14 protein-coding genes are annotated in these 19,152 nt (G+C 55.7%); 7 read left to right on the forward strand and 7 right to left on the reverse strand.

Annotation, left to right across the window (positions count from 1 at the left end; all coding sequences use genetic code 11):
- The first annotated feature begins 102 nt into the window (after positions 1–102).
- Positions 103–993 carry a LysR family transcriptional regulator gene (locus LBW89_RS11675; protein WP_148451387.1) on the forward strand — a complete coding sequence of 297 codons (891 nt, stop codon included), beginning with the start codon at positions 103–105 and terminating at the stop codon, positions 991–993.
- Positions 994–1,066: 73 nt separating this feature from the next.
- Here the strand turns inward: LBW89_RS11675 and LBW89_RS11680 are convergent, their stop codons facing one another.
- From LBW89_RS11680 to LBW89_RS11705, 6 genes are all read right to left on the reverse strand, one after another.
- Entirely contained in the window at positions 1,067–1,945 is an 879-nt protein-coding gene (locus LBW89_RS11680; RefSeq protein WP_148451388.1) for a sugar phosphate isomerase/epimerase family protein, read from the reverse strand.
- Positions 1,942–2,676: a rhamnogalacturonan acetylesterase gene (locus LBW89_RS11685; protein WP_211373276.1), complete on the reverse strand. Its 735-nt coding sequence runs from the start codon at positions 2,674–2,676 to the stop codon at positions 1,942–1,944. The genes LBW89_RS11680 and LBW89_RS11685 overlap by 4 nt, the downstream gene beginning before the upstream one ends.
- Before the next feature lie 31 nt (positions 2,677–2,707).
- Complete coding sequence (gene uxaC, locus LBW89_RS11690) at positions 2,708–4,096, reverse strand: glucuronate isomerase (protein WP_148451390.1); 1,389 nt, start codon at positions 4,094–4,096, stop codon at positions 2,708–2,710.
- 401 nt (positions 4,097–4,497) lie between these two features.
- Positions 4,498–6,000, reverse strand: coding sequence for a UxaA family hydrolase (locus LBW89_RS11695; protein WP_412067000.1), 1,503 nt, complete (start codon positions 5,998–6,000; stop codon positions 4,498–4,500).
- Complete coding sequence (locus tag LBW89_RS11700; RefSeq protein WP_148451391.1) at positions 5,988–7,421, reverse strand: tagaturonate reductase; 1,434 nt, start codon at positions 7,419–7,421, stop codon at positions 5,988–5,990. Before LBW89_RS11700 ends, LBW89_RS11695 begins: the two co-directional genes overlap by 13 nt.
- 144 nt (positions 7,422–7,565) lie before the next feature.
- Positions 7,566–8,564, reverse strand: coding sequence for a LacI family DNA-binding transcriptional regulator (locus LBW89_RS11705; RefSeq protein ID WP_148451392.1), 999 nt, complete (start codon positions 8,562–8,564; stop codon positions 7,566–7,568).
- Between the two features lie 166 nt (positions 8,565–8,730).
- On the opposite strand from LBW89_RS11705, the gene LBW89_RS11710 reads away from it, so the two are divergent.
- Complete coding sequence (locus LBW89_RS11710) at positions 8,731–10,983, forward strand: AraC family transcriptional regulator (RefSeq protein ID WP_148451393.1); 2,253 nt, start codon at positions 8,731–8,733, stop codon at positions 10,981–10,983.
- Positions 10,984–11,069: 86 nt separating this feature from the next.
- Here LBW89_RS11710 and LBW89_RS11715 read toward each other — a convergent pair whose 3' ends face one another.
- Entirely contained in the window at positions 11,070–11,954 is an 885-nt protein-coding gene (locus LBW89_RS11715; RefSeq protein ID WP_148451394.1) for a carbohydrate ABC transporter permease, read from the reverse strand.
- A 354-nt stretch (positions 11,955–12,308) separates the two neighbouring features.
- Here LBW89_RS11715 and LBW89_RS11720 point away from each other — a divergent pair, with 354 nt between their 5' ends.
- The 5 genes from LBW89_RS11720 (at position 12,309) to LBW89_RS11740 (ending at position 19,087) form a co-directional block, all read left to right on the forward strand.
- Positions 12,309–13,205, forward strand: coding sequence for an ABC transporter permease (locus LBW89_RS11720; protein WP_412067001.1), 897 nt, complete (start codon positions 12,309–12,311; stop codon positions 13,203–13,205).
- A gap of 126 nt (positions 13,206–13,331) precedes the next feature.
- On the forward strand, positions 13,332–14,876 hold the full coding sequence (locus LBW89_RS11725; RefSeq protein WP_148451395.1) for an extracellular solute-binding protein: 1,545 nt from the start codon (positions 13,332–13,334) through the stop codon (positions 14,874–14,876).
- 79 nt (positions 14,877–14,955) lie between these two features.
- Positions 14,956–16,128 (forward strand): glycoside hydrolase family 105 protein, encoded by a 1,173-nt coding sequence (locus tag LBW89_RS11730; RefSeq protein ID WP_148451396.1) that lies wholly within the window; start codon positions 14,956–14,958, stop codon positions 16,126–16,128.
- The gene (locus tag LBW89_RS11735; RefSeq protein WP_148451397.1) at positions 16,115–17,476 is read left to right on the forward strand and encodes a glycoside hydrolase family 28 protein; all 1,362 of its coding nucleotides are present in this window, start codon (positions 16,115–16,117) and stop codon (positions 17,474–17,476) included. Before LBW89_RS11730 ends, LBW89_RS11735 begins: the two co-directional genes overlap by 14 nt.
- Positions 17,477–17,485: 9 nt before the next feature.
- Positions 17,486–19,087 carry a glycoside hydrolase family 43 protein gene (locus LBW89_RS11740; RefSeq protein WP_148451398.1) on the forward strand — a complete coding sequence of 534 codons (1,602 nt, stop codon included), beginning with the start codon at positions 17,486–17,488 and terminating at the stop codon, positions 19,085–19,087.
- Positions 19,088–19,152: the final 65 nt, after the last annotated feature.

A 19,152-nucleotide genomic window follows, 5' to 3' on the forward strand; every position in this document is an offset into this window, starting at 1 on the left:
TGATGTTTTCAAGCAATATCTTATAATTCATTTATAATAAATAAAAATATATATTTTGTTATGAATTGATATACTCGAGGTTATGAATGGAGAGAGAAGGATATGGAGCTGCTTCAACTGCATTATTTTCAAACGGTGGCGCGAATGGAACATATGACCAATGCCGCGAAGAAACTGCAAATCGCCCAGCCTGCGTTGAGCAAAACGATCGCCCGCTTGGAGGAAGAATTGGGAGTTCCGCTGTTCGACAGGCAGAATCGGCAAATCCGGCTCAATCCGTTCGGAAAGGCGTTCCTAAACAGCGTCGAGACGGCCTTGTCGGTGCTGGAAGAGGGGAGAAGGGAAGTTACCGATCTCGCCGGGATCGAGCGGGGGACGATTCGGATTGCCACCACGACATTGAATCGTCTGTCCAAAGCGCTGGGCGCGTTTCGCGAACAATACCCGGAGGTGAACTTCCGGATTGTCCAGGTGGCCCCCGGTTCCATGGCGGAAATGGTCCGCATGTTGGAGAACGGAGAGGTCGACTTATGCTTTGGGGCGGCCTCCTTGGACCATCCCCGCATCAAGGAGGCGGACGTGCTGCATGCCGAGGTGCGTCTCGCGGTACCGCACGGACACCGGCTCGAGGAACGAGAGCGGATTCATCTGCGGGAAGCCCGGGGCGAGGCTTTTATCGAATATAAGGAGGGCCACCCGTTTCGGCGTATGAACGATGCTTTTTGCGAGTCCGCGGGGATTCAAAGGGAAGTGGTGTGCGAGGTGGAGGAGCCGTCGGCTCTTTCCGGTTTGGTGGCCGCCGGGTTGGGCGTTGCCTTCATGCCCACTTGCAAAGGGGATGAGGAAACGCAGGCATACACGCTGATCCCGATCGCATCTCCGGATTGCCACCGGGCCTTTTCGCTCGCCTGGCTGGAATCCAGATATTTGCCGCAAGCGGCCAGCCGGTTCCGGGAATTTCTCGCGGAGTACTTCAAGGAAAGCCGGGCATAACGGGGTAATCAGAGCCTGCTCTGGACATGGAAAAAACCGGCCCGGGCCAAGCCCGGCAGCCGGCCATAGCTGTTCATAATTGTTCATACAGCCGCTTCAAATAAGCAACGCTCGCCTCCATGTCTTCTTCCGGCGTGCTTTCGAGCAGGCCCTGGATGTGGGGGCGCTTGTACTTCATATAATGCAGTAAGGGACGGAATTGCATGTCCCCCTGACCGACGGGAACGATCTCCAGGCGTCCTTGTTCAACCCTGAAGTCTTTCAGATGGAGGACGGCGATGCGGTCGCCGAGCAGATCCAGAGCTTCGGCGATAATGTCTTCCTGCCGCAGGTAGTTGTCCGGCGACAGCAGGTTGGCACAATCCAGGATGACCTGGAGATTCCGTGACGGAACTTCCTCCAGAAGCCGGCGGGTCAGCCCTGCCGTATAAAGCGGATGATTGAGGCCGGCCTCGATCCCTACCGTTACGCCAAAACGCTCGGCTTCGGCCACCATCCACCGGACCGATTCCACCACGCGCTGAAACGCCTCTTCCGTGAAATTATCCGGCGTGTAGCCATTCCCTACGCTCCCGGTTTCGGTTCCGACGAGACTGGCGCCGAAATCCCGGGCCAACCGAAGGTGAACGGCAAAGTCGGACAGCGCCCGGTTCCGCTCGGCCGGGTCGGAGGCGACGATGTTGACGTAGCATCCCAGCACGGCGAGGTGAATGCCGGCTTGGCGGAAGGCGCCGCCGAAATAGGCGGCCGTGCCGGGACTCAATGCGGAGAAGTCGGGAACGCTGTCCGGGAACGATTTTTTCACCGCAAACTGAACGCAAGTAAAGGAATGCTGCCGGATTTTGGCAATCAACGCGTCCAATGGGACCTGACCGAAATCATGGGCCCTTACCCCAAGATTAAGCGGAGGATAGGGGGAGGCGGTTGCCGCTGCTTCTTCGTTTGTATTCATGGGCGCTGCACCGCCTTCCCGGGAAAGAGGCTCTCTGCCGGCGTACTCTTGAGGCAGGTCCGAAGCTCGGCCAGTTCAGGCGATTGCCGGATCGCCTGGGCGACCAGCCGGGCCACCTGACGGGCGCCGACATCGGAGAAATGCGTGTCGTCCCGGAGGCCTTCCGGATAATTGGGATGAGCTCCCGGCGGCAGATGCATCACAAGGTGCCTGGAGCCCGTGTCGCCGAGCGCCCGGAAGAGCTGCTGCGACGCCGCAAAAATATCGAGCAGCGGCGTCCCCGTGTCCGCCGCGACCTGCCGCATCGCGTCAGGGTAGGGGCCGACCGCCTCCGGATCGGGCGTTCCGTCCGGCAGAAAGCGGCGGCGGCTGACCGGCGTCAACAGCACCGGCGTCGCGCCCGCCCGCCGGGCGGCCTCCGCGAACTGCCGGAGATTGTCTTGGTAAGCCCGCTCGGGATCGGCGTAGCGGGCCGGATCCTCCTGTTTCCCGTCGTTATGGCCGAATTGGATGAAAAGATAGTCGCCGGCCTGGAGATCCCGCTCGATATGCGCCAGCCGGCCTTCGGCCAAAAACGATTTGGTGCTGCGTCCGTTCACCGCCCGGTTGTCGACCTCTACCGCTGAACCGAAATGCTCCGGCAAATATTCGCCCCAACCGGTCATCGGTTTTTCCGCCGCTCCCTTCAGCGCCGCCGTGGAATCCCCCGCTATAAACAGCTTGAAAGACATCGCTGATTTCGCTCCTTCCCCGTTGAAATAGTCAAAATCCGAAGTACGACGCCGCGTTGTTGTAGGAGATGTCTTCGACGATCCCCCCGAGGAAAGCCGCGTCATCCGGCGCCTCGCCGCGGGCGGCCCATTCGCCGAGCAGCTCGCACAGCACGCGGCGGAAATACTCGTGCCGCGTATACGAGAGGAAGCTGCGCGAGTCCGTCAGCATGCCGACGAATCCGGACAGCAGGCTGTGCTCCGCAAACAGGGAGAGCTGCTGGCGCATCCCGCTGCGCGTATCGTTGTACCACCAGCCCGAGCCGAGCTGAAGCTTGCCGGGCACTTCTTTTTGATAGCAGCCCATCAAGGTCAGCAGCACGGGGTAGTCGTTCGGGTTCAGCGAGTACAGAATCGTCTTCGGCAGCCCGGCTCCGAGCTCGGCCCGGTCCAGAAGCTGCGAGAGCGGTCCGGCAAGGGGCAGATCGTTCAGAGCGTCGTAACCGGTATCGGGCCCGAGCCGCCGGAACATCGGCGTATTATTGTTGCGCAAAGCGTGGATATGAAGCTGCATCGTCCAGTTGTTCTCCCGGTACATGCCGATCAGCGCCGACAGCAGTTCGGTGCGGTACACCGTAATCTCGTCCGGAGTCAGGGATTCGCCGGCGAGCCGCTTGGCGAAGATGGCCTCGACTTCGGCGGCGTCACCGGCCCGGTACTTCAGCACATCGAGCGCGTGGTCCGACAGGCGGCAGCCTTGTTCATGGAAGAAGTCCACGCGTTCTTTAAGCGCTTTCAGCAAGGCCGCATAGGAATCCACCTTTCGTCCGGCCGCTTCCTCGAGCCGTTTTATCCAATCGGGAAACCCGGGCGCGTCCAGGTTCAGCGCTTTGTCCGGACGGAAGGTCGGCAGGACGCGGAAGTCTTGCTCTTCTTCCCGCAGCAATCGGTGGTATTCCAGCGTGTCGGCGGGATCATCCGTCGTGCAGACGAGCTTCACCCCGGCATGCTTGATGATGTTCCGCCGTTTGAAACGCTCGCTAGCCAGTTGGGCGTTGACTTCGTCCCAGATTCGCGGCGCCGTTTCTTCGTTCAGCAGCTCCCGAATCCCAAAGAATCGGCGCAGCTCGAGGTGCGTCCAGCTGTACAGCGGATTGCCCACGGTTCTCGGCACGGTTCTCGCCCAGGCGAGGAACTTGTCGTAATCGGAGGCGTCCCCCGTAATATGGGATTCCGGCACTCCGTTAGCACGCATCAGCCGCCATTTGTAATGGTCACCGGCAAGCCAGGCTTCGGTCAGGTTGCGAAAAGGCTGATTTTCGTAGATTTCCTTCGGGTCGAGGTGGCAGTGATAATCGATGATCGGCATATTGGCGGCGTGTTCGTGGTAGAGCGTCTTGGCCATATCGGTGGATAACAAAAAATCGTCGTTTAGAAACATGGGATATGCTCCTTTATATGGTTTAGGATTCTGGTTTAGGATTCCTATGGGAATGAATATAATCGAAAAGATGCAAATCTGCAGGTATTTAGCTCGATTCCCGAGCGGATGCGAAAAAAGATGCAAATCTGCAGGCATTTTTAGCGATTCTAGAGAAACGAGCCGGTTTCGTCGAAAATTCCTGCAGATTTGCAGGAATTTTGAAATTTTTGTTCCGTACAAGAAAAAAACATGCACATATGCAGGAATTCACTGTTATCCCGGTTGTCTGACGGGGCACCAGACAACTGCCGAAGCAAATAGCCGGGAAACTTCCCGCTAATTTGCCGGAAACGGCGGCGTAGATCCGCTGATGGCCGCAAAATAGACGGGATTTTCCCCAGCTAACCAGCTAAACCGGTCTACAACGTAACTCCCGTTTTAAAGATCGCCAGCTCCCGCACCTCGTTTTGCTCGTTCCGCGTCTTTTGCCCGCTGGCTACGGCGATGATGTACTCGATAAACTCCTCCAGCACCTCGCTCATCGGGGTTTCCAGCAGCGGTCCCGCGTTGAAGTCCATCCAGTGCTTCTTGTTGTTGTACAGCTCGTTGTTTGTGGCGACTTTGACGGTCGGGACGAAGCTGCCGAACGGCGTGCCGCGCCCCGTGGTAAACAGGACGAGCTGGCAGTCGGCCGCCGCCAGGGCGGAGGAGGCGACCAGATCGTTGCCCGGGGCCTGCAGAAGGCTCAGGCCTTTTTTGCGCAGCTTCTCGCCGTATTGCAGGACGTCGACGACCGGTGCGGTGCCCGCTTTTTGGGTGCAGCCGAGCGATTTGTCCTCCAGGGTGCTGATGCCGCCCGCCTTGTTGCCGGGGGACGGATTCTCGTAGACCGGCTCGCCGTAGGACAGGAAGTACTGCTTGAAATCGTTGATCAGGGCGACGATTTGCTCGAAGACTTCCCGGTTCTCCGCGCGGGCCATCAGCATTTTCTCGGCGCCGAACATCTCGGGCACCTCCGTTAACACGGTCGTTCCGCCTTGGGAGATGAGAAAGTCGGAAAAAGCGCCCAGGAGAGGGTTGGCGGTGATTCCCGAGAAACCGTCCGACCCGCCGCACTTCAGCCCCACGTTAAGCTCGCTGATCGGCACGGGCTCGCGCCGGTCTTCGCGGGCCGCTTCAAAAATCTCTTCCAACAGCGCCAGCCCCGCCTCGACCTCATTGCCGACCTCTTGGGCGACGAGAAATTTGATTCGGCTTTCGTCATACTCGCCGAGGAGGCCGCGAAACTCGGAAACGATGTTGTTCTCGCAGCCGAGGCCGAAGACGAGCACCCCGCCGGCATTGGGGTGGGTGACGGCATCCAGCAGGATACTGCGGGTCATCCGATGATCGTCGCCGAGCTGCGAACAGCCGTAAGGGTGCTTCAGCACCGTCACGTTGTCGAAGCTTCCGAGGTCGGGATGCTTCGCCTTAAACTCGGCGATCATCATTTCGGCGACTCCGTTCACGCAGCCGACGGTCGGGACGATAAACAGGTCGTTGCGGATGCCGACCTTGCCGTTCTTGCGCCGATAGCCTTGGAAGGTCAACTGGCGGCGCGGATAGACGACGGGATGGAGATCCGGTTCGTACGTATAAGTTTCCTCTCCGGCCAGGTTGGTCTTCAGGTTATGGGTGTGCACCCATTCGCCTTCCTCGATCTCGGCCGTCGCGTGCCCGATAGGGTAGCCGTATTTGGTGACGACATCCCCCGCCCGGAACCCGGTCAGCGCGATTTTATGGCCTTGCGGAACGGGCTGTTTTGCCGTGTATACCCGGTCCTCCACGGTGATTTGCTCCCCGGCTTCGATCGGGCGCAGGGCGACCGCGACCGTGTCCCGGGCGTTCATTTTCATCACATCCATCTTCATCACTCGCTGCATACGATTTCGCCTCCTAAACTTTGCTCAAGGGCCGCGCGGCTTCCCGAGGCTTCGAGCAGCTTCAGCATGGAAGACAGCTTCGCCTCAAGGCCGGGCACGGCAGTAAGATCCTGTCCCCAAAACTCCGATTTGCGAAGAATCGCGGTTATAAACTCATCCGGCCGGCTCCACGCTTCCCGGAAGGCGTCCAGTACTTCCGGGCTGTCCTGCGGCTTCAAACGATCCGCCCGATACCCGAGAAGCAGCGCGGCAAAAGCCAGCGTCATCAGCGGCGGCAATTCTCCCCGTTCCCGAACGTAGCGAAGGAGGACCGGCAGAAGGCGCGTCTTGAATTTGGAGATGCTGTTCAGGTATATGGAGGTCAGTTCATGGCGGATAAACGGGTTTTTGAACCGTTCCAACACCGATTCGGCATAGGACTCCAGCTCCGGCCGCGGCAGATCCAGCATCGGGATCAGTTCGTCCTGGAGCAGGCGGTCGACGAATGCAGAGAACACTTCGTCGTTCATGACATCCTCGACGGTTTCAAGCCCGGCCAGCAAGCCCAGCGATACCATCGCCGTGTGCGGCCCGTTGAGCAGGTGAACCTTGCGCTCACGGTAAGGGGTCATATCCTCCGTGACGACGACGTTCAAACCGGCGGCGGCAAGGGGGAGGCGGTCGGCGAGCCAGGCCGGCCCTTCGATGACCCAGAACAAGAACGGTTCCGCGGTTACCATAAGGCTGTCGCGATAGCCCAGTTCCTGTTCCAGCTCCGCCGCTTTGTCGCGCGGATAGCCGGGCACGATGCGGTCGACCAGACTGCAGCAGAACGTATTCTCTTGCTCAAGCCAACGGATGAAGTCCTCGCCGAGGTTCCAGTCCTCCGCATACTTGTGCACGATTTCCTTCAGCTTTTCGCCGTTTCGGTCAATCAGTTCGCAAGGGATGAGCACAAAGCCTTTTTTGCCAAGCTGAAATCTCCGGTATAAAAGCGCTGTCAATTTGCCCGGAAAGCTGACCTGCGGCCCGCCGTCCAGCGTATCTTCGGGGCGGTAAGCGATGCCGGCTTCCGTCGTATTCGAAGTGATGAATTCCAATCGGTCGTCTTCGGCTAGGGCGAGAAAGGCTTCATAATCCGTATAAGGGTTGATCAGGCGGCTGACGCTGGTGACGATTTCGCGGTCATTGACCGTTTTCCGATCATGGATGCCGTTCAAGAGCACGGTGTAAAGATAGTCCTGCTCGGCCAGCATGCCTCCCAGGCCGTTCTCCAGCGGCTGAATCAGCACCGCGCTCCCTTGAAACAATCCCTGCTTGTTCATTTGCTGCAGCTGCCAATCCACAAAGGCGCGCATGAAGTTGCCTTCGCCGAACTGGATCATCTTTTCGGGGTAACGGGGCAGATCAGGATAAGCGGTGCGGGATAGTCGTTGTGTCATGGGTTATGTTTCGCTCCTTTTTGAAATAGAATAGATTATGCACACGTGAACATTTTTATTTAAAAAAAGAGGAAAACCTCTTTCTTTAAATCGATATGCGGTCTCTTTCCGCTTCATCCCACCGTTTCGAGTCCAACGTGAGATTTAAATTTGCGCCACCGAGTGGCGGACCATTAACGCGGTATTCACCAGAATCTGTTCGGGAGCCGTCGTTTGCGGTTGCTGGATCAGCTCGATCAGCTTCTTCGTGCCCCATTCGCTGATATCGACGACCGGTCTGCGGACCGTCGTTAAGGACGGGTTGGTATATTGGGCGAATACGATATCGTCAAACCCGATCAGCGACATCTGCCGCGGAATCTGGATTTCGGCGGCGAAGCAGGCGTTCATGGCTCCGATAGCCATGTCGTCGTTGGAGCAAAACACGAACGTCGGGGGCTCGGGAAGCGTTAGCAGCTCCGTCATCCGCCGAAAACCGCTTTCGATGCTGTAATCCCCGCCGACGAAATAATCGGCACGGGGGGAAAGTCCATGAGCCAGCATGCTGTCTAGGAAGCCCTGCTTCCGTTCCGAGGTCGACTTGAACCCCGCTCTGCCTTCAATCATGGCCAGGCGGCGGTGCCCCCGGGCGATGGCGTAGTCGATCGCCTCCCGTACACCGTCCCGGTCATTGGCGACGACGTTCATGATCCCCGGATCCTCGAGATGCCGGTTCAGCACGACAAACGGGATGCCCGCTTTCTTCACGTGGTAGATGAAATCGTTATCCGCGTCGCTCTGGCTCATGACCAGAATCCCGTCGAACCGCCGGGCGGAGATGCCGTCCAGATGCCGGATATTATCGATTCCGTGCACGGTCAGGCTGTAGTTCTCATCCAGGATATGATGGATGCCTTTGATAACGTCGACCAAAAAACTGGCCGAAGTCCCTTGGTCAATACTGGAAAAAAACAAGCCGATCGTATACGATTTCTTCATGACGAGACTTTTGGCGCTGAAGTTGGGGACATAATTCAATTCCGACGCGATTCTCTCGATGCGGTCCCGCGTTTCCTTCTTGATGAGCGGATTTCCGTTTAGCGCCCGGGATACCGTCGTATGGGAAACCCCGGCGACTTTTGCAATGTCTTTAATCGTGACCATAGGACCCTCTGTTTTCCGGATATGTTAGTTTCACGTTTTCATTATAGTTTTTATATCCTGTTTAAATCAAGGAAAATATATCATGCACACGTTAAAATAATCATTGTCAGGGAATTCATGTAAGCGCTATAATAACACATACCATACGGTCAAAGGAGCAGCGCCAATGAACAAAGGGAGCATGTTTTACAAAATTTTTATCCCCATTCTCGTGCTTGGAGTTGGCCTTGTAGCCAGTTTTGGAAGTTACATCTATTTCAGCACCGTAAACTCCGTCCATGAGCGGATCGCCGACAGCAAGCAGAATTTCATCACCCAGACGAAAAATAACCTGGAGAACAAAATCCAATCCATTGAATACGCGTTCGATACCTACAGCACGACCACTTCGTTCCGCGATACGGTGACCCATCCGATTACGGAAGAGGACTTTATCGCTTACCGGAACGTCAATTCCCAACTGAATTATATCGCGACCATGGGCATGGAAGGGACGGAATATTCGCTGATCAGCCTAGAGCAGGACTGGCAAATTTCCAACGGCAAACTGTCGAAGCTGACCGCCGAGGAACGCGAGGCTTTGGTCCGGGCTTATATTGAAAATAAAGATCAGAGCCTGTTCTGGATCAAGACGGATAAAGGCATACGTTTCGTCAACACACTGCCGGTCTTCTCCAAGAACAAACAGGCGATCGCCCTTTCGGACATTTCGCTCCGCTCCCTGGATCAAACGATTCGAACGGAGGATCACAGCGATGTGTTTATCCTTAATCGGCAGGGGGATCTGATGTACCAGACCAACCCGGAGCAGGATTTGCTACAAGCCGCGGACCTGAAGAACATCGCCTTAAAGATGGAGGGGGCGAAACCGACGGGCATGCTGACGCTGGACAGAGCCGGTCATTCGTCCGTGCCCGTGAAGGTCATTTACGCCAAGTCGGAGTACAACAATTGGATTTATCTCACACTGCTCGACCGGTCGGAAATCGCCGATGCCCTCAAGCTGACGCGGTTCGGACTCATGACGATGGGAGCCGTGCTGATGCTTCTCATTGTGGTCGTGGCTTATGTCTTCTCCGTCTACTTTACGAGACCGATTCAGCGCATCAAGCGAAGTCTGCCCGATGACGGACCCGCCGCGTCCGCGAATGAGGTGGAGTGGATCCTCCGCTCCATCGACACGATCATTACGGAAAAAGAAAGCCTGAAGAACCTGATGGAGGCGGAAAAACCGCAACTGGAGACGCAACTGATCCTCAATTTGTTCCGAAACCGGGTCACCCCGGAGGAACTGGCATGGAAACTGCCTCGTCTCGGGTACCGGGAAACGGACGACAAGCTGTACGTGGCGATGCTGACCCAACTCGACAGCCTGGGCGAGCGCGAAGCTTCCGACAAGGATGTGCTCCTCCTGGCGATCAACAAGTTGGCCGAAGAGCAGATTCCGCCGGAGTGCCGCATGCTGCCGATCATTCTGAACGATAAGACGCAGGCGACCATCCTGGTGTTCGACAATAGCATGAGCGAGCAGGACATCCGCAAACGGACGCTGGATCTAGCCACCAACTTAATGAAGCGTGTTCGGGAATATCTAAAGATATCCGTCAGCATCGGCATCAGCCATTCGTACGGCAGCCTGCTGGAAAGCAAGGAAGCCTGCGAGATGAGCAAGCTGGCGCTGCATCACCGGCTGAATCTGGGCAAGGAATCCATCATCTTCTATGAAGACATCTCGAACGTGGTTTCCGGTCCGGTGCTGCTTCATTATCCCGTGGAGCTGGAGTCCAAGCTGTTCGACGCGATCCGCCTCGGGGATGAGGAACAGGTCAGCCGGACCCTATACCTGCTATTGGCCGAGATGATGCGGAAGAACAAATATTCGATGAATTTCGAAGTGGCCCTGGTCCGGTTCGTCAACAACCTGATCCAGCTGGAGCAGGTGCTCGGGATTGAGGTCCTGCTGACGCAGGACAATTACGCGCTGTATCACGTCCTGCTCGATACCCGCAATCCGGAAGAAATCGAACGGATGCTGGTCGAGGAAGTTATTTTCCCGATGGTCCGGAGCATGAAGCACAAAACGAACCAGCAGTTCCGCTGTTTGTCGGAAGAGATCGCGGCTATCGTCAGAGCCGAGTACGACCAGGAACTGTCGCTCGATATGATCGCCGAACGCTTACATTATAATCCGAACTACTTAAGCAGCATTTTCAAAAAAGAGTACGGCACGACCTTCACCGAGTATTTGATGAGCTACCGGCTGGATATGGCCAAGAAATGGTTGACCGAAACGGACATGACCATCAAAGAGATCGCCGAACGGCTGCAGTACCATAACCCGCAAAATTTCATCCGCTCGTTCCGCAAGCGGGAGCAGGTTACGCCGGGATCGTACCGGAAGATGAAGCAGGCGAACTAGGGCCGGGTTAAAAGGGAAACGGAGAAGAAGTCTTGCTACCCTCCACGATGGGGACAACACAGACTTCTTCTTTTTATGCCGTGCCGTCAGCCTTTGACCGAGCCGAGCAGCGCCCCTTTGACAAAATGCCGCTGTACAAACGGATAAGCGATCAGCATCGGCACGGTGGCGATGACGATGACGGCCATCTTGATCGTTTGCGCCGGCGGAATGATATCCACGGAGCCGCTGTCACCCTGCATTCCGCTGGAGACGATAACGATTTGGCGCAGCAGGACTTGAATCGGCCACTTGAGCGAGTCGTTAATGTAGAGAATGGCGTTCATATACGTGTTCCAATAAGCTACGCCGTAAAACAGGGAAATGGTCGCGATCGACGGCAGCGCCAGCGGCAGCATGATTTTGAAGAAGACGCCGAAATCCGTGCATCCGTCGATTTTGGCCGATTCCTCCAGGCTCTCCGGCAGCGCCTGAAAGAAATTTCGCATGATGATCAGATTGAACGCATTGATGGCCACGGGGACGATCATGGAGGCATAGGTGTCGATTAGATGAAGGCTTTTGACCACCAGAAAGGTTGGGATCATCCCGCCGCTGAACAGCATGGAGAAGACGACGATAAAATTGATCGTATTTCGGCCGAGCAGATATTTCCGGGATAACCCGTACGCCATCAGCGAGGTCAATGCCATGCTCAGGACCGTCCCGGCGATGGTGACTCCAATCGATACGCCCAATCCTTTAAAGATGGTCGGTGTCGAGAAGATATACTTATAGGCATCCAGCGAAAACGTAGTGGGGAACAGGATGAACTTCTTGGCTACCATTTCCTGCGTGGAGGCGAAGGAGCTGGCAATGACATTCACAAAAGGCAAAAGACAGACGAGAGCGAGCAGAGCTAGCAGGGTCGTATTGACCGTCGTAAAAATGATGCTTCCAATAGAACGTTTTTTTCGTAATGTTTGCGCCACGTGATTATCCTCCTCGAAATCGTTTACAATTCAACCTTAGCAAGGAGTCCGGATTTCGTATATAATCCAGATCTGAGATGATCATGTATAATGAGGAAAGGTTTGGAACACGGCCGATGCTCATTAGATTAGGGCGTAATCATTAAGTTAGTAGTCGAGGCCGGGAAGGCCTGCTGTACTTGAGTTTTGTAACCGCTATCATGTAATGATTATTTGCGGAATGGGATGAATCGCTTACGCTGGAAGGGTAAATAGGATAGCGCCAAGGAGGTTGCCCCAGTGAAAGCGTCAAATGCCGCACCGTTGGATATGAGAATGGAGCCCGGGCTCCAGAGCAAGAAAAAAACGTCTTCGATGCTCAACCAGTTAAAGCGCAACAGGCTGTTGTACCTCATGATTTTTCCCGGACTGATTTACTTCATCGTATTTAAGTATTTGCCCATGGGAGGGCTCGTGATCGCCTTTCAGGATTACCAGTCTTTTCTGGGAATCACCGGCAGCCCGTGGGTAGGCTTCAAGCATTTTGCCCGGCTGTTTACGGAGCCTACCTTTTTTATGCTGCTGAAGAACACGCTCATTCTGTTTGCCATGAATCTGATTTTCTTCTTTCCGCTGCCGATTATTGTGGCGCTGATGCTCAATGAAGTCAGGGTCAAATGGTTCAAGAACGCGGTACAAACCATCATCTACATTCCGCATTTTATGTCCTGGGTCATCATCGTCTCCATCAGCTATGTATTCCTGAATGTGGACGGCGGGGTGCTGAATGAACTGCTCGCCGCGCTTGGATTTCAAAAAATCAGCTTCCTGACCTCCCCCGAATGGCTTCGGACCGTGTATATCGGCCAGATCATCTGGAAGGAGCTGGGTTGGTCGACGATCATTTATTTGGCGGCGATTACGGTCGTGGATACGCAGCTTTACGAAGCGGCGGAAATGGACGGTGCCGGCCGCTTGAGAAAGACGTGGCATGTCACCCTGCCGGCGATTCGCCCGGTCATCATTACGCTTCTGATTCTCAAAATCGGCAGTACCCTGGATTTGGGCTTCGAGCATATGTACTTGCTGCTCAATTCCTTGAACCGCGAAGTGGCCGAGATTTTCGATACATTTATTTATACGGCGGGGCTAAAGAACGGGCAGTTGAGCTTCAGTACCACCGTCGGCCTGTTTAAGGGGCTGGTCGGTTTGCTGCTCGTCATGGCTTCCAACCGGTTGGCCAAAAAATTCGGGGAAGACGGCGTGTATTGATTTACCTGAGTCTTAAATTCTTGCTTTCGCCATTGCCGGCGGGAGAGGAAGATACAGAAGTTGAATCGGACGGCGGAAAACCGTTCGACCGATGCAATTCATCTTAATGAAAAAGGGGTAGAAAAGATGAGTCCAAAGTTCAAGTCATGGGGAGTCCTGATGTTAGCCGGTGTCTTATTGCTGTCCGCCTGCGGCGGAGGTAAAGGCGGGGAAGGAGCCGCGGGCACCGGCGGAAACGCCCAGAGCAGCGGAGCGGGTTCGGGCGCCGAAGGGCCGGCGAATATCAGCTGGCTGAACATTCTGCACACGCCATCCACGCCGACGGGGCCGGTTCTTCCCAAAATCGAGGAGATCACGAATACGAAACTCAAAATTTCCTGGATTCCCGATGCTTCCAAGGAAGAACGGATCAATACGGCTCTCGCCTCCGATTCGTTGGCCGATATCGTGACGCTGACGATCCTGGACAATTCCTCCGTGCGCAATGCCATCAAAAACGGCATGTTCTGGGATGTGGAGCCTTATCTGGACGAGTTCCCGAATCTGGCGTCCATCCCGGAGGACACCCGGCGATCCGCCTCCATCGGCGGCAAGCTGTACGGGATTCCTTTCCAAAAGGACTTGGCCCGCAACGGCGTTGTCATCCGCAAGGACTGGCTGGATAAGTTGGGGCTTCCCGTTCCCAAAACGACGGATGAGCTGATGAATGTCGCCAAGGCGTTCACCGAGCAGGATCCGGACGGAAACGGCGTTAAAGACACGACCGGCTTCGTCGACCGGAGCGATCTGATCTACGGAGCTTTCAAAACGTTAAGTTCCTACTTCGGTACGCCGAACAACTGGAGAGTCAGCGAGGACGGAAAAATGACTCCGGAGTTCGACACCGAGGAATACATTAAAACGATGGATTACATGAAAACGCTTTATGACAACGGCTATATCAACAAGGATTTCGCCGTCACGGCCAAAAACGACCAGCAGCAGGCCTTCGCCCAAGGCAAGGCGGGCATTTACGTGGGCGCGTTGTTCGATGCCAAGAACCTTTTGATTCTGTCCAAAGGGATCCAGGACAATATGGAATTGGCCCTGGTGAACAACATCACGCCGACCGGTAAAGAAGAGGAACGCGCTATTTGGGCGGCCAACAACGGAATCGGCGGACTGCTCGCCTTCCCTCGTTCGGAAGTCAAGGACGAGGCGGAGTTGAAACGGATTTTGAAATTCGTCAACGACCTGATGGATGAGGAAATTTTCACGCTGATGACCTATGGCGTGGAAGGCGTCCATTTTACAGCCGACGCGCAAAAAGCGGTGACCATCAAGGATTCCGATGTTTGGAAACAAGAGGTTCAGCCGTTCGCTTCCTCCCGTCCGAAGGAGTTCGGCTATGAAATTCACGATGCCGACCCGCTCAAGGTGGAATCCACCAAGCTGATCGCCGAGAACGCCAAGTATGCCGTTTTGAATCCGGCGTATTCGCTGGAATCCGAGACGTATACGACGCAGGGATCCGAACTGCAAAAAATCGTGATTGACGCCACCTACCAGTACATTCTCGGCAAGATCGATTTGAACGGGTTCAAAGCGGCCGTGGAGAATTGGAAAAAATCGGGCGGTGCGCAGATCATCAGCGAGTACGAAGCCGCCTATAAGGCGGTAAGCTCGAAGTAATCCGGCAAATTTCAAAGGGTCCTTTCCATGTACCGTGGTAAGGACCGTATTTTTTCAAAGACGGGGAGGAGTGTTCGGAATGAATCGGATCGGTTGGGCGCAAAAAACGGCGGAATCCGTGATGGAGCGGACGCCGAAATTATATGAAGATAAAGGCTACGGCGGAAAGTGGTCCTATGATTACGGCGTTGTGCTGAAAGGCTTCGCGCTGCTGTGGAGCCAGACGGGCGAGCGGAAGTATTTCGATTTTATCCGCGACAATATGGATCATTTCATCCTGGAGGACGGAAGTATCCGGGGATATGCGCCTGAAGAGTACAATATCGATCATATCAATACAGGGAAGCTCTTGTTCCCGCTTTACCGGGAAACCGGGCAGGACAATTATCGGCAGGCCGCAAGCCTGCTGAGGAGCCAGCTCGCTTCGCATCCGCGGACTTCGGAAGGGGCGTTCTGGCATAAACAGATTTATCCGTATCAAATTTGGCTGGACGGTTTGTATATGGGCGCTCCGTTTTATTTGGAATATCTGCTGACGTTTGAAGACGGGGCCGGGTTGGAGGATGTAACGAAGCAGTTTATCGTGTGCGAACGGCATACGCGGGATGCCGGGACGGGCCTCCTGTACCACGCATGGGACGAGAAAAAAGTACAGCCCTGGTGCGATCCGGCAACCGGACTTTCGCCGAATTTCTGGGGCCGCTCGCTGGGGTGGTTCGCCATGGCCCTGGTCGATGTCCTTGAGCTGCTGCCGAAAGAACAAACGGATTATCCGAAGCTTGCCCGGATGCTCCAAGATTTGATGCGTGCGCTGAAGAAAGTCCAGGATACGGACAGCGGCGTTTGGTATCAAGTCATAAATAGGGGAGGGGAAAAAGGAAATTATCTGGAAGCTTCCGCATCGAGCATGATCGTGTACGCGATGGCCAAGGGAATCCGCCTTGGACTGCTGGACGGGGAGTGGTTCGGCACGCTGGATCGGGCCTATGAAGGGTTGATTCGGGAGTTTGTGCTGGAGACGAAAGAAGGCTGGGTCAACCTGATCAAGAACTGCCAAGTGGCCGGATTGGGCGGGGCGGACCGGCGGGACGGCACGTACGCTTATTATCTCAGCGAGCCGATCGTGACGAATGACCAAAAGGGAGTCGGCGCGTTCCTGCAGGCTTGCGGCGAGTATGAGCGGCTGCGGAGCGGTTCAGGTTCCGGTTCCGAAGACGGGCAAGGGAGGAAGAACATCGATGCGGCTGTATGATATTAGTGACTACGGAGCCGTCCCAGGCGCCGGGGAGCTTGCGACCGCGGCGATTCAGTCGGCGATCGATGCGGCCGGAGCGGCCGGGGGCGGGACGGTGTTCGTGCCGGCCGGCACGTTCCGCTCCGGCGCCCTGATGATGAGAAGCCATGTCGAGCTTCGATTAAGCCCGGGCGCCGAGTTGTCTTTCGACCCTGATCCCGCCTTGTATCCGGTCGTGAAGTCGAGATGGGAGGGCGTGCTGCGGGAGGTTCACGCCTCCTGCATCTTTGGCCAGGACCTCGTGAACGTCTCGATTACGGGAAGCGGCATGCTCAACGGGAACGGACAGCCGTGGTGGGACAAGAAAAGGAACGCGCCGGAGGAACTGGAATTCCCCCGCCCGAAGCTGATCAGCTTTGACGGCTGCCGGCGGGTGACGCTCCGAGATTTGAATCTGATCAACTCCCCGAGCTGGACGGTGAATCCGATTCAATGCTCCGACGTTACGATCGATAACTTGTCGATTCTGAATCCCGCCGACTCGCCGAATACGGACGGCATTAATCCGGAATCGTGCCGGAACGTGCGGATCAGCAACTGCCATATCGATGTCGGGGACGACTGCATCGCGATCAAAGCGGGGACCGAGGATACCGCGGAGCGAATTCCTTGCGAGAACATCACGATTGCGAACTGCACGATGGTTCACGGACATGGAGGCGTTGTCCTGGGCAGTGAAATGAGCGGCGATATCCGCAATGTTACGATCACCGGCTGTGTATTTCAGCATACCGACCGCGGTATTCGCCTAAAATCACGGCGCGGCCGCGGAGGCATCGTCGAGGATATCCGCATCAGCAATATCGTGATGGATAACGTGATCTGTCCGTTTATCCTGAATCTCTACTACTTCTGCGGTCCGCGTGGGAAAGACAAATACGTATGGGACAAAAATCCGTATCCCGTCACGGAAGAGACGCCGTGTTTTCGGCGCATCCACTTCGCCAACATTACCGCCCGACGGGTTCATGCCGCGGCAGGTTTTTTATACGGCTTGGCCGAGCAATATATTTCCGAAATTACGTTCGACCATATCGATATTTCCATGGCGGAGGACGCGGTTCCGGGAGTTCCGGCCATGATGGCGGGAATCGGCGAGATGGCAGGCAGGGGCTTTTTCCTCGGAAACGTGAGGCAGGTAAGGTTTCATCATGTCACGGTCGAGAACCATGAGGGACCCGCTTTTTATGTGGAAAACGGAGAACAGGTTACGGTCGAGCATTGCGAATCCAGAAATACGAAGCATCCCGAGAAGCTGTTGGAACAGGTGGAGGTTCCGCCGGAACAACAGAATGCGGGAGTTTAGGGGGACATCATGACGACGAACGAAATAACGGCTGGCGCAGGAGTTATTCAAAACCCCATACTGCCGGGGTTCAATCCCGATCCTTGCCTGTTTAGGGCGGGGGATCTTTACTACATCGCGGTTTCCTCGTTTGAATGGCTCCCCGGCGTTCGGGTATACGTATCGTCCAACCTGGCCGAGTGGGAGCATTGCACGGATATTTTGACCCATCAGGTGGATTTGAGGGGGAATCCGAAGAACTGCAGCATCTGGGCCCCGCAGCTCAGCTATCATGATGGATTGTTTTATCTGTTGTATACCGATGTAAAAAGCACGAAACGTCCTTTTAAAGACTGCCACAATTATCTAATTTCGGCCCCGTCGATCCACGGTCCGTGGTCGGAGCCGATCTACCTGAACAGCAGCGGTTTCGATCCGTCCCTGTTCCACGATGACGATGGCCGCAAATGGCTGCTGAACTGCCTGTGGGATTACCGGATTACCGAAGGCAATAAATCGAGCGGGATCGTGATCCAGGAGTTTGATCCGCGTTTGGGCCGCCTGGTCGGCGAACCGCGGAAATTGTTTGACGGCACGTCGTTGAAAAAGACGGAGGCCCCGCACATTTACAAGCACAACGGCTACTATTATCTCATCACGGCAGAAGGCGGGACCGGCAGCGGGCATGCCGTTACGGTTGCCCGTTCCAAAGAATTGCCGGGCCCCTACGAAGTCGATCCGTTGAACCCGATGCTGACCTCGCGACATGATCCGGAGCTTCCGCTGCAGTGCGCCGGTCACGGCAGCCTGGTCCAAACGCCCGGCGGCGAATGGTATATGGCGCATTTGTGTACGCGTCCGGTCGACGGGCAATATGCCATATTGGGGAGAGAAACCGCCCTGCAGCAGGTATATTGGGATGAGCACGGCTGGCTTCGTCTGAGCGCGGGCGGCAATGTCCCGCAGTTGAAAGTGCCGCTGCCCGGGGACGTTTCGGTGACGACGAAAGGAATGTCGACGGATTTTGAAGATGATTTCGCGGGACCGGGGCTGAAGAAAAACTGGAACACGCTGCGGATTCCCGCGGACGAAAGCTGGTGTTCGCTGGCCGCGCGTAAGGGATATTTGCGGATTCAAGCGGGTGAGTCGGTCCAGAGCTTGTTCCGCCATCATGTTTTGGCGATTCGTCAGACGGACAAATCGTTCCGCGCGGAAACGAGGGTGGAGTTCAGTCCGGTTTCTTATTTACAGATGGCCGGGCTCATGCTCTACCTCAACGAGGATAACTACCGGTACGCCTGCGTCAGCCATGAGGAGGGCCGGGGGAAGGTGCTGCGGCTAATGTGCTGTGAGAGAGACGAATTCGAGCTTGAGCTGAACGCGGTTGAGCTAAGGGGGACCGGGGCGGTTGACCTGGCCGTGGACGTCCATGGGACAGACGGCCGGTTCTTCTACCGCGAGGACGATGAAGAAACGTGGCGCCCTCTGGGCATGACCCGTAACATGGGGTTCTTGTCCGGCGGGTTTACCGGCAATTTTATCGGCATCGCGGCTCACGATATGAACCGGTTTGGCGGTTGTTATGCCGACTTCGCTTATTTCCGGTACCAAGGCAGGGACCGGCAAAGTTGAAGTTGGGAACGGCACCCCGCCATACCCGTGCCTGTCGGGCACTTTTCAAATCGGTAAAGGGGGAA

Origin of the sequence: Paenibacillus sp. alder61, from assembly GCF_020179875.1 — a bacterium.
Lineage (GTDB): Bacteria > Bacillota > Bacilli > Paenibacillales > Paenibacillaceae > Fontibacillus > Fontibacillus faecis.

Coding starts and splice junctions, on each gene's coding strand:
- uxaC (WP_148451390.1), bottom strand. CDS start 4,096: ATGTTTCTAAACGACGATTTTTTGTTATCCACCGATATGGCCAAGACG.
- LBW89_RS11710 (WP_148451393.1), top strand. CDS start 8,731: ATGAACAAAGGGAGCATGTTTTACAAAATTTTTATCCCCATTCTCGTG.
- LBW89_RS11735 (WP_148451397.1), top strand. CDS start 16,115: ATGCGGCTGTATGATATTAGTGACTACGGAGCCGTCCCAGGCGCCGGG.
- LBW89_RS11740 (WP_148451398.1), top strand. CDS start 17,486: ATGACGACGAACGAAATAACGGCTGGCGCAGGAGTTATTCAAAACCCC.
- LBW89_RS11730 (WP_148451396.1), top strand. CDS start 14,956: ATGAATCGGATCGGTTGGGCGCAAAAAACGGCGGAATCCGTGATGGAG.
- LBW89_RS11675 (WP_148451387.1), top strand. CDS start 103: ATGGAGCTGCTTCAACTGCATTATTTTCAAACGGTGGCGCGAATGGAA.
- LBW89_RS11685 (WP_211373276.1), bottom strand. CDS start 2,676: ATGTCTTTCAAGCTGTTTATAGCGGGGGATTCCACGGCGGCGCTGAAG.
- LBW89_RS11705 (WP_148451392.1), bottom strand. CDS start 8,564: ATGGTCACGATTAAAGACATTGCAAAAGTCGCCGGGGTTTCCCATACG.
- LBW89_RS11680 (WP_148451388.1), bottom strand. CDS start 1,945: ATGAATACAAACGAAGAAGCAGCGGCAACCGCCTCCCCCTATCCTCCG.
- LBW89_RS11725 (WP_148451395.1), top strand. CDS start 13,332: ATGAGTCCAAAGTTCAAGTCATGGGGAGTCCTGATGTTAGCCGGTGTC.
- LBW89_RS11695 (WP_412067000.1), bottom strand. CDS start 6,000: ATGCAGCGAGTGATGAAGATGGATGTGATGAAAATGAACGCCCGGGAC.
- LBW89_RS11720 (WP_412067001.1), top strand. CDS start 12,309: ATGCTCAACCAGTTAAAGCGCAACAGGCTGTTGTACCTCATGATTTTT.
- LBW89_RS11700 (WP_148451391.1), bottom strand. CDS start 7,421: ATGACACAACGACTATCCCGCACCGCTTATCCTGATCTGCCCCGTTAC.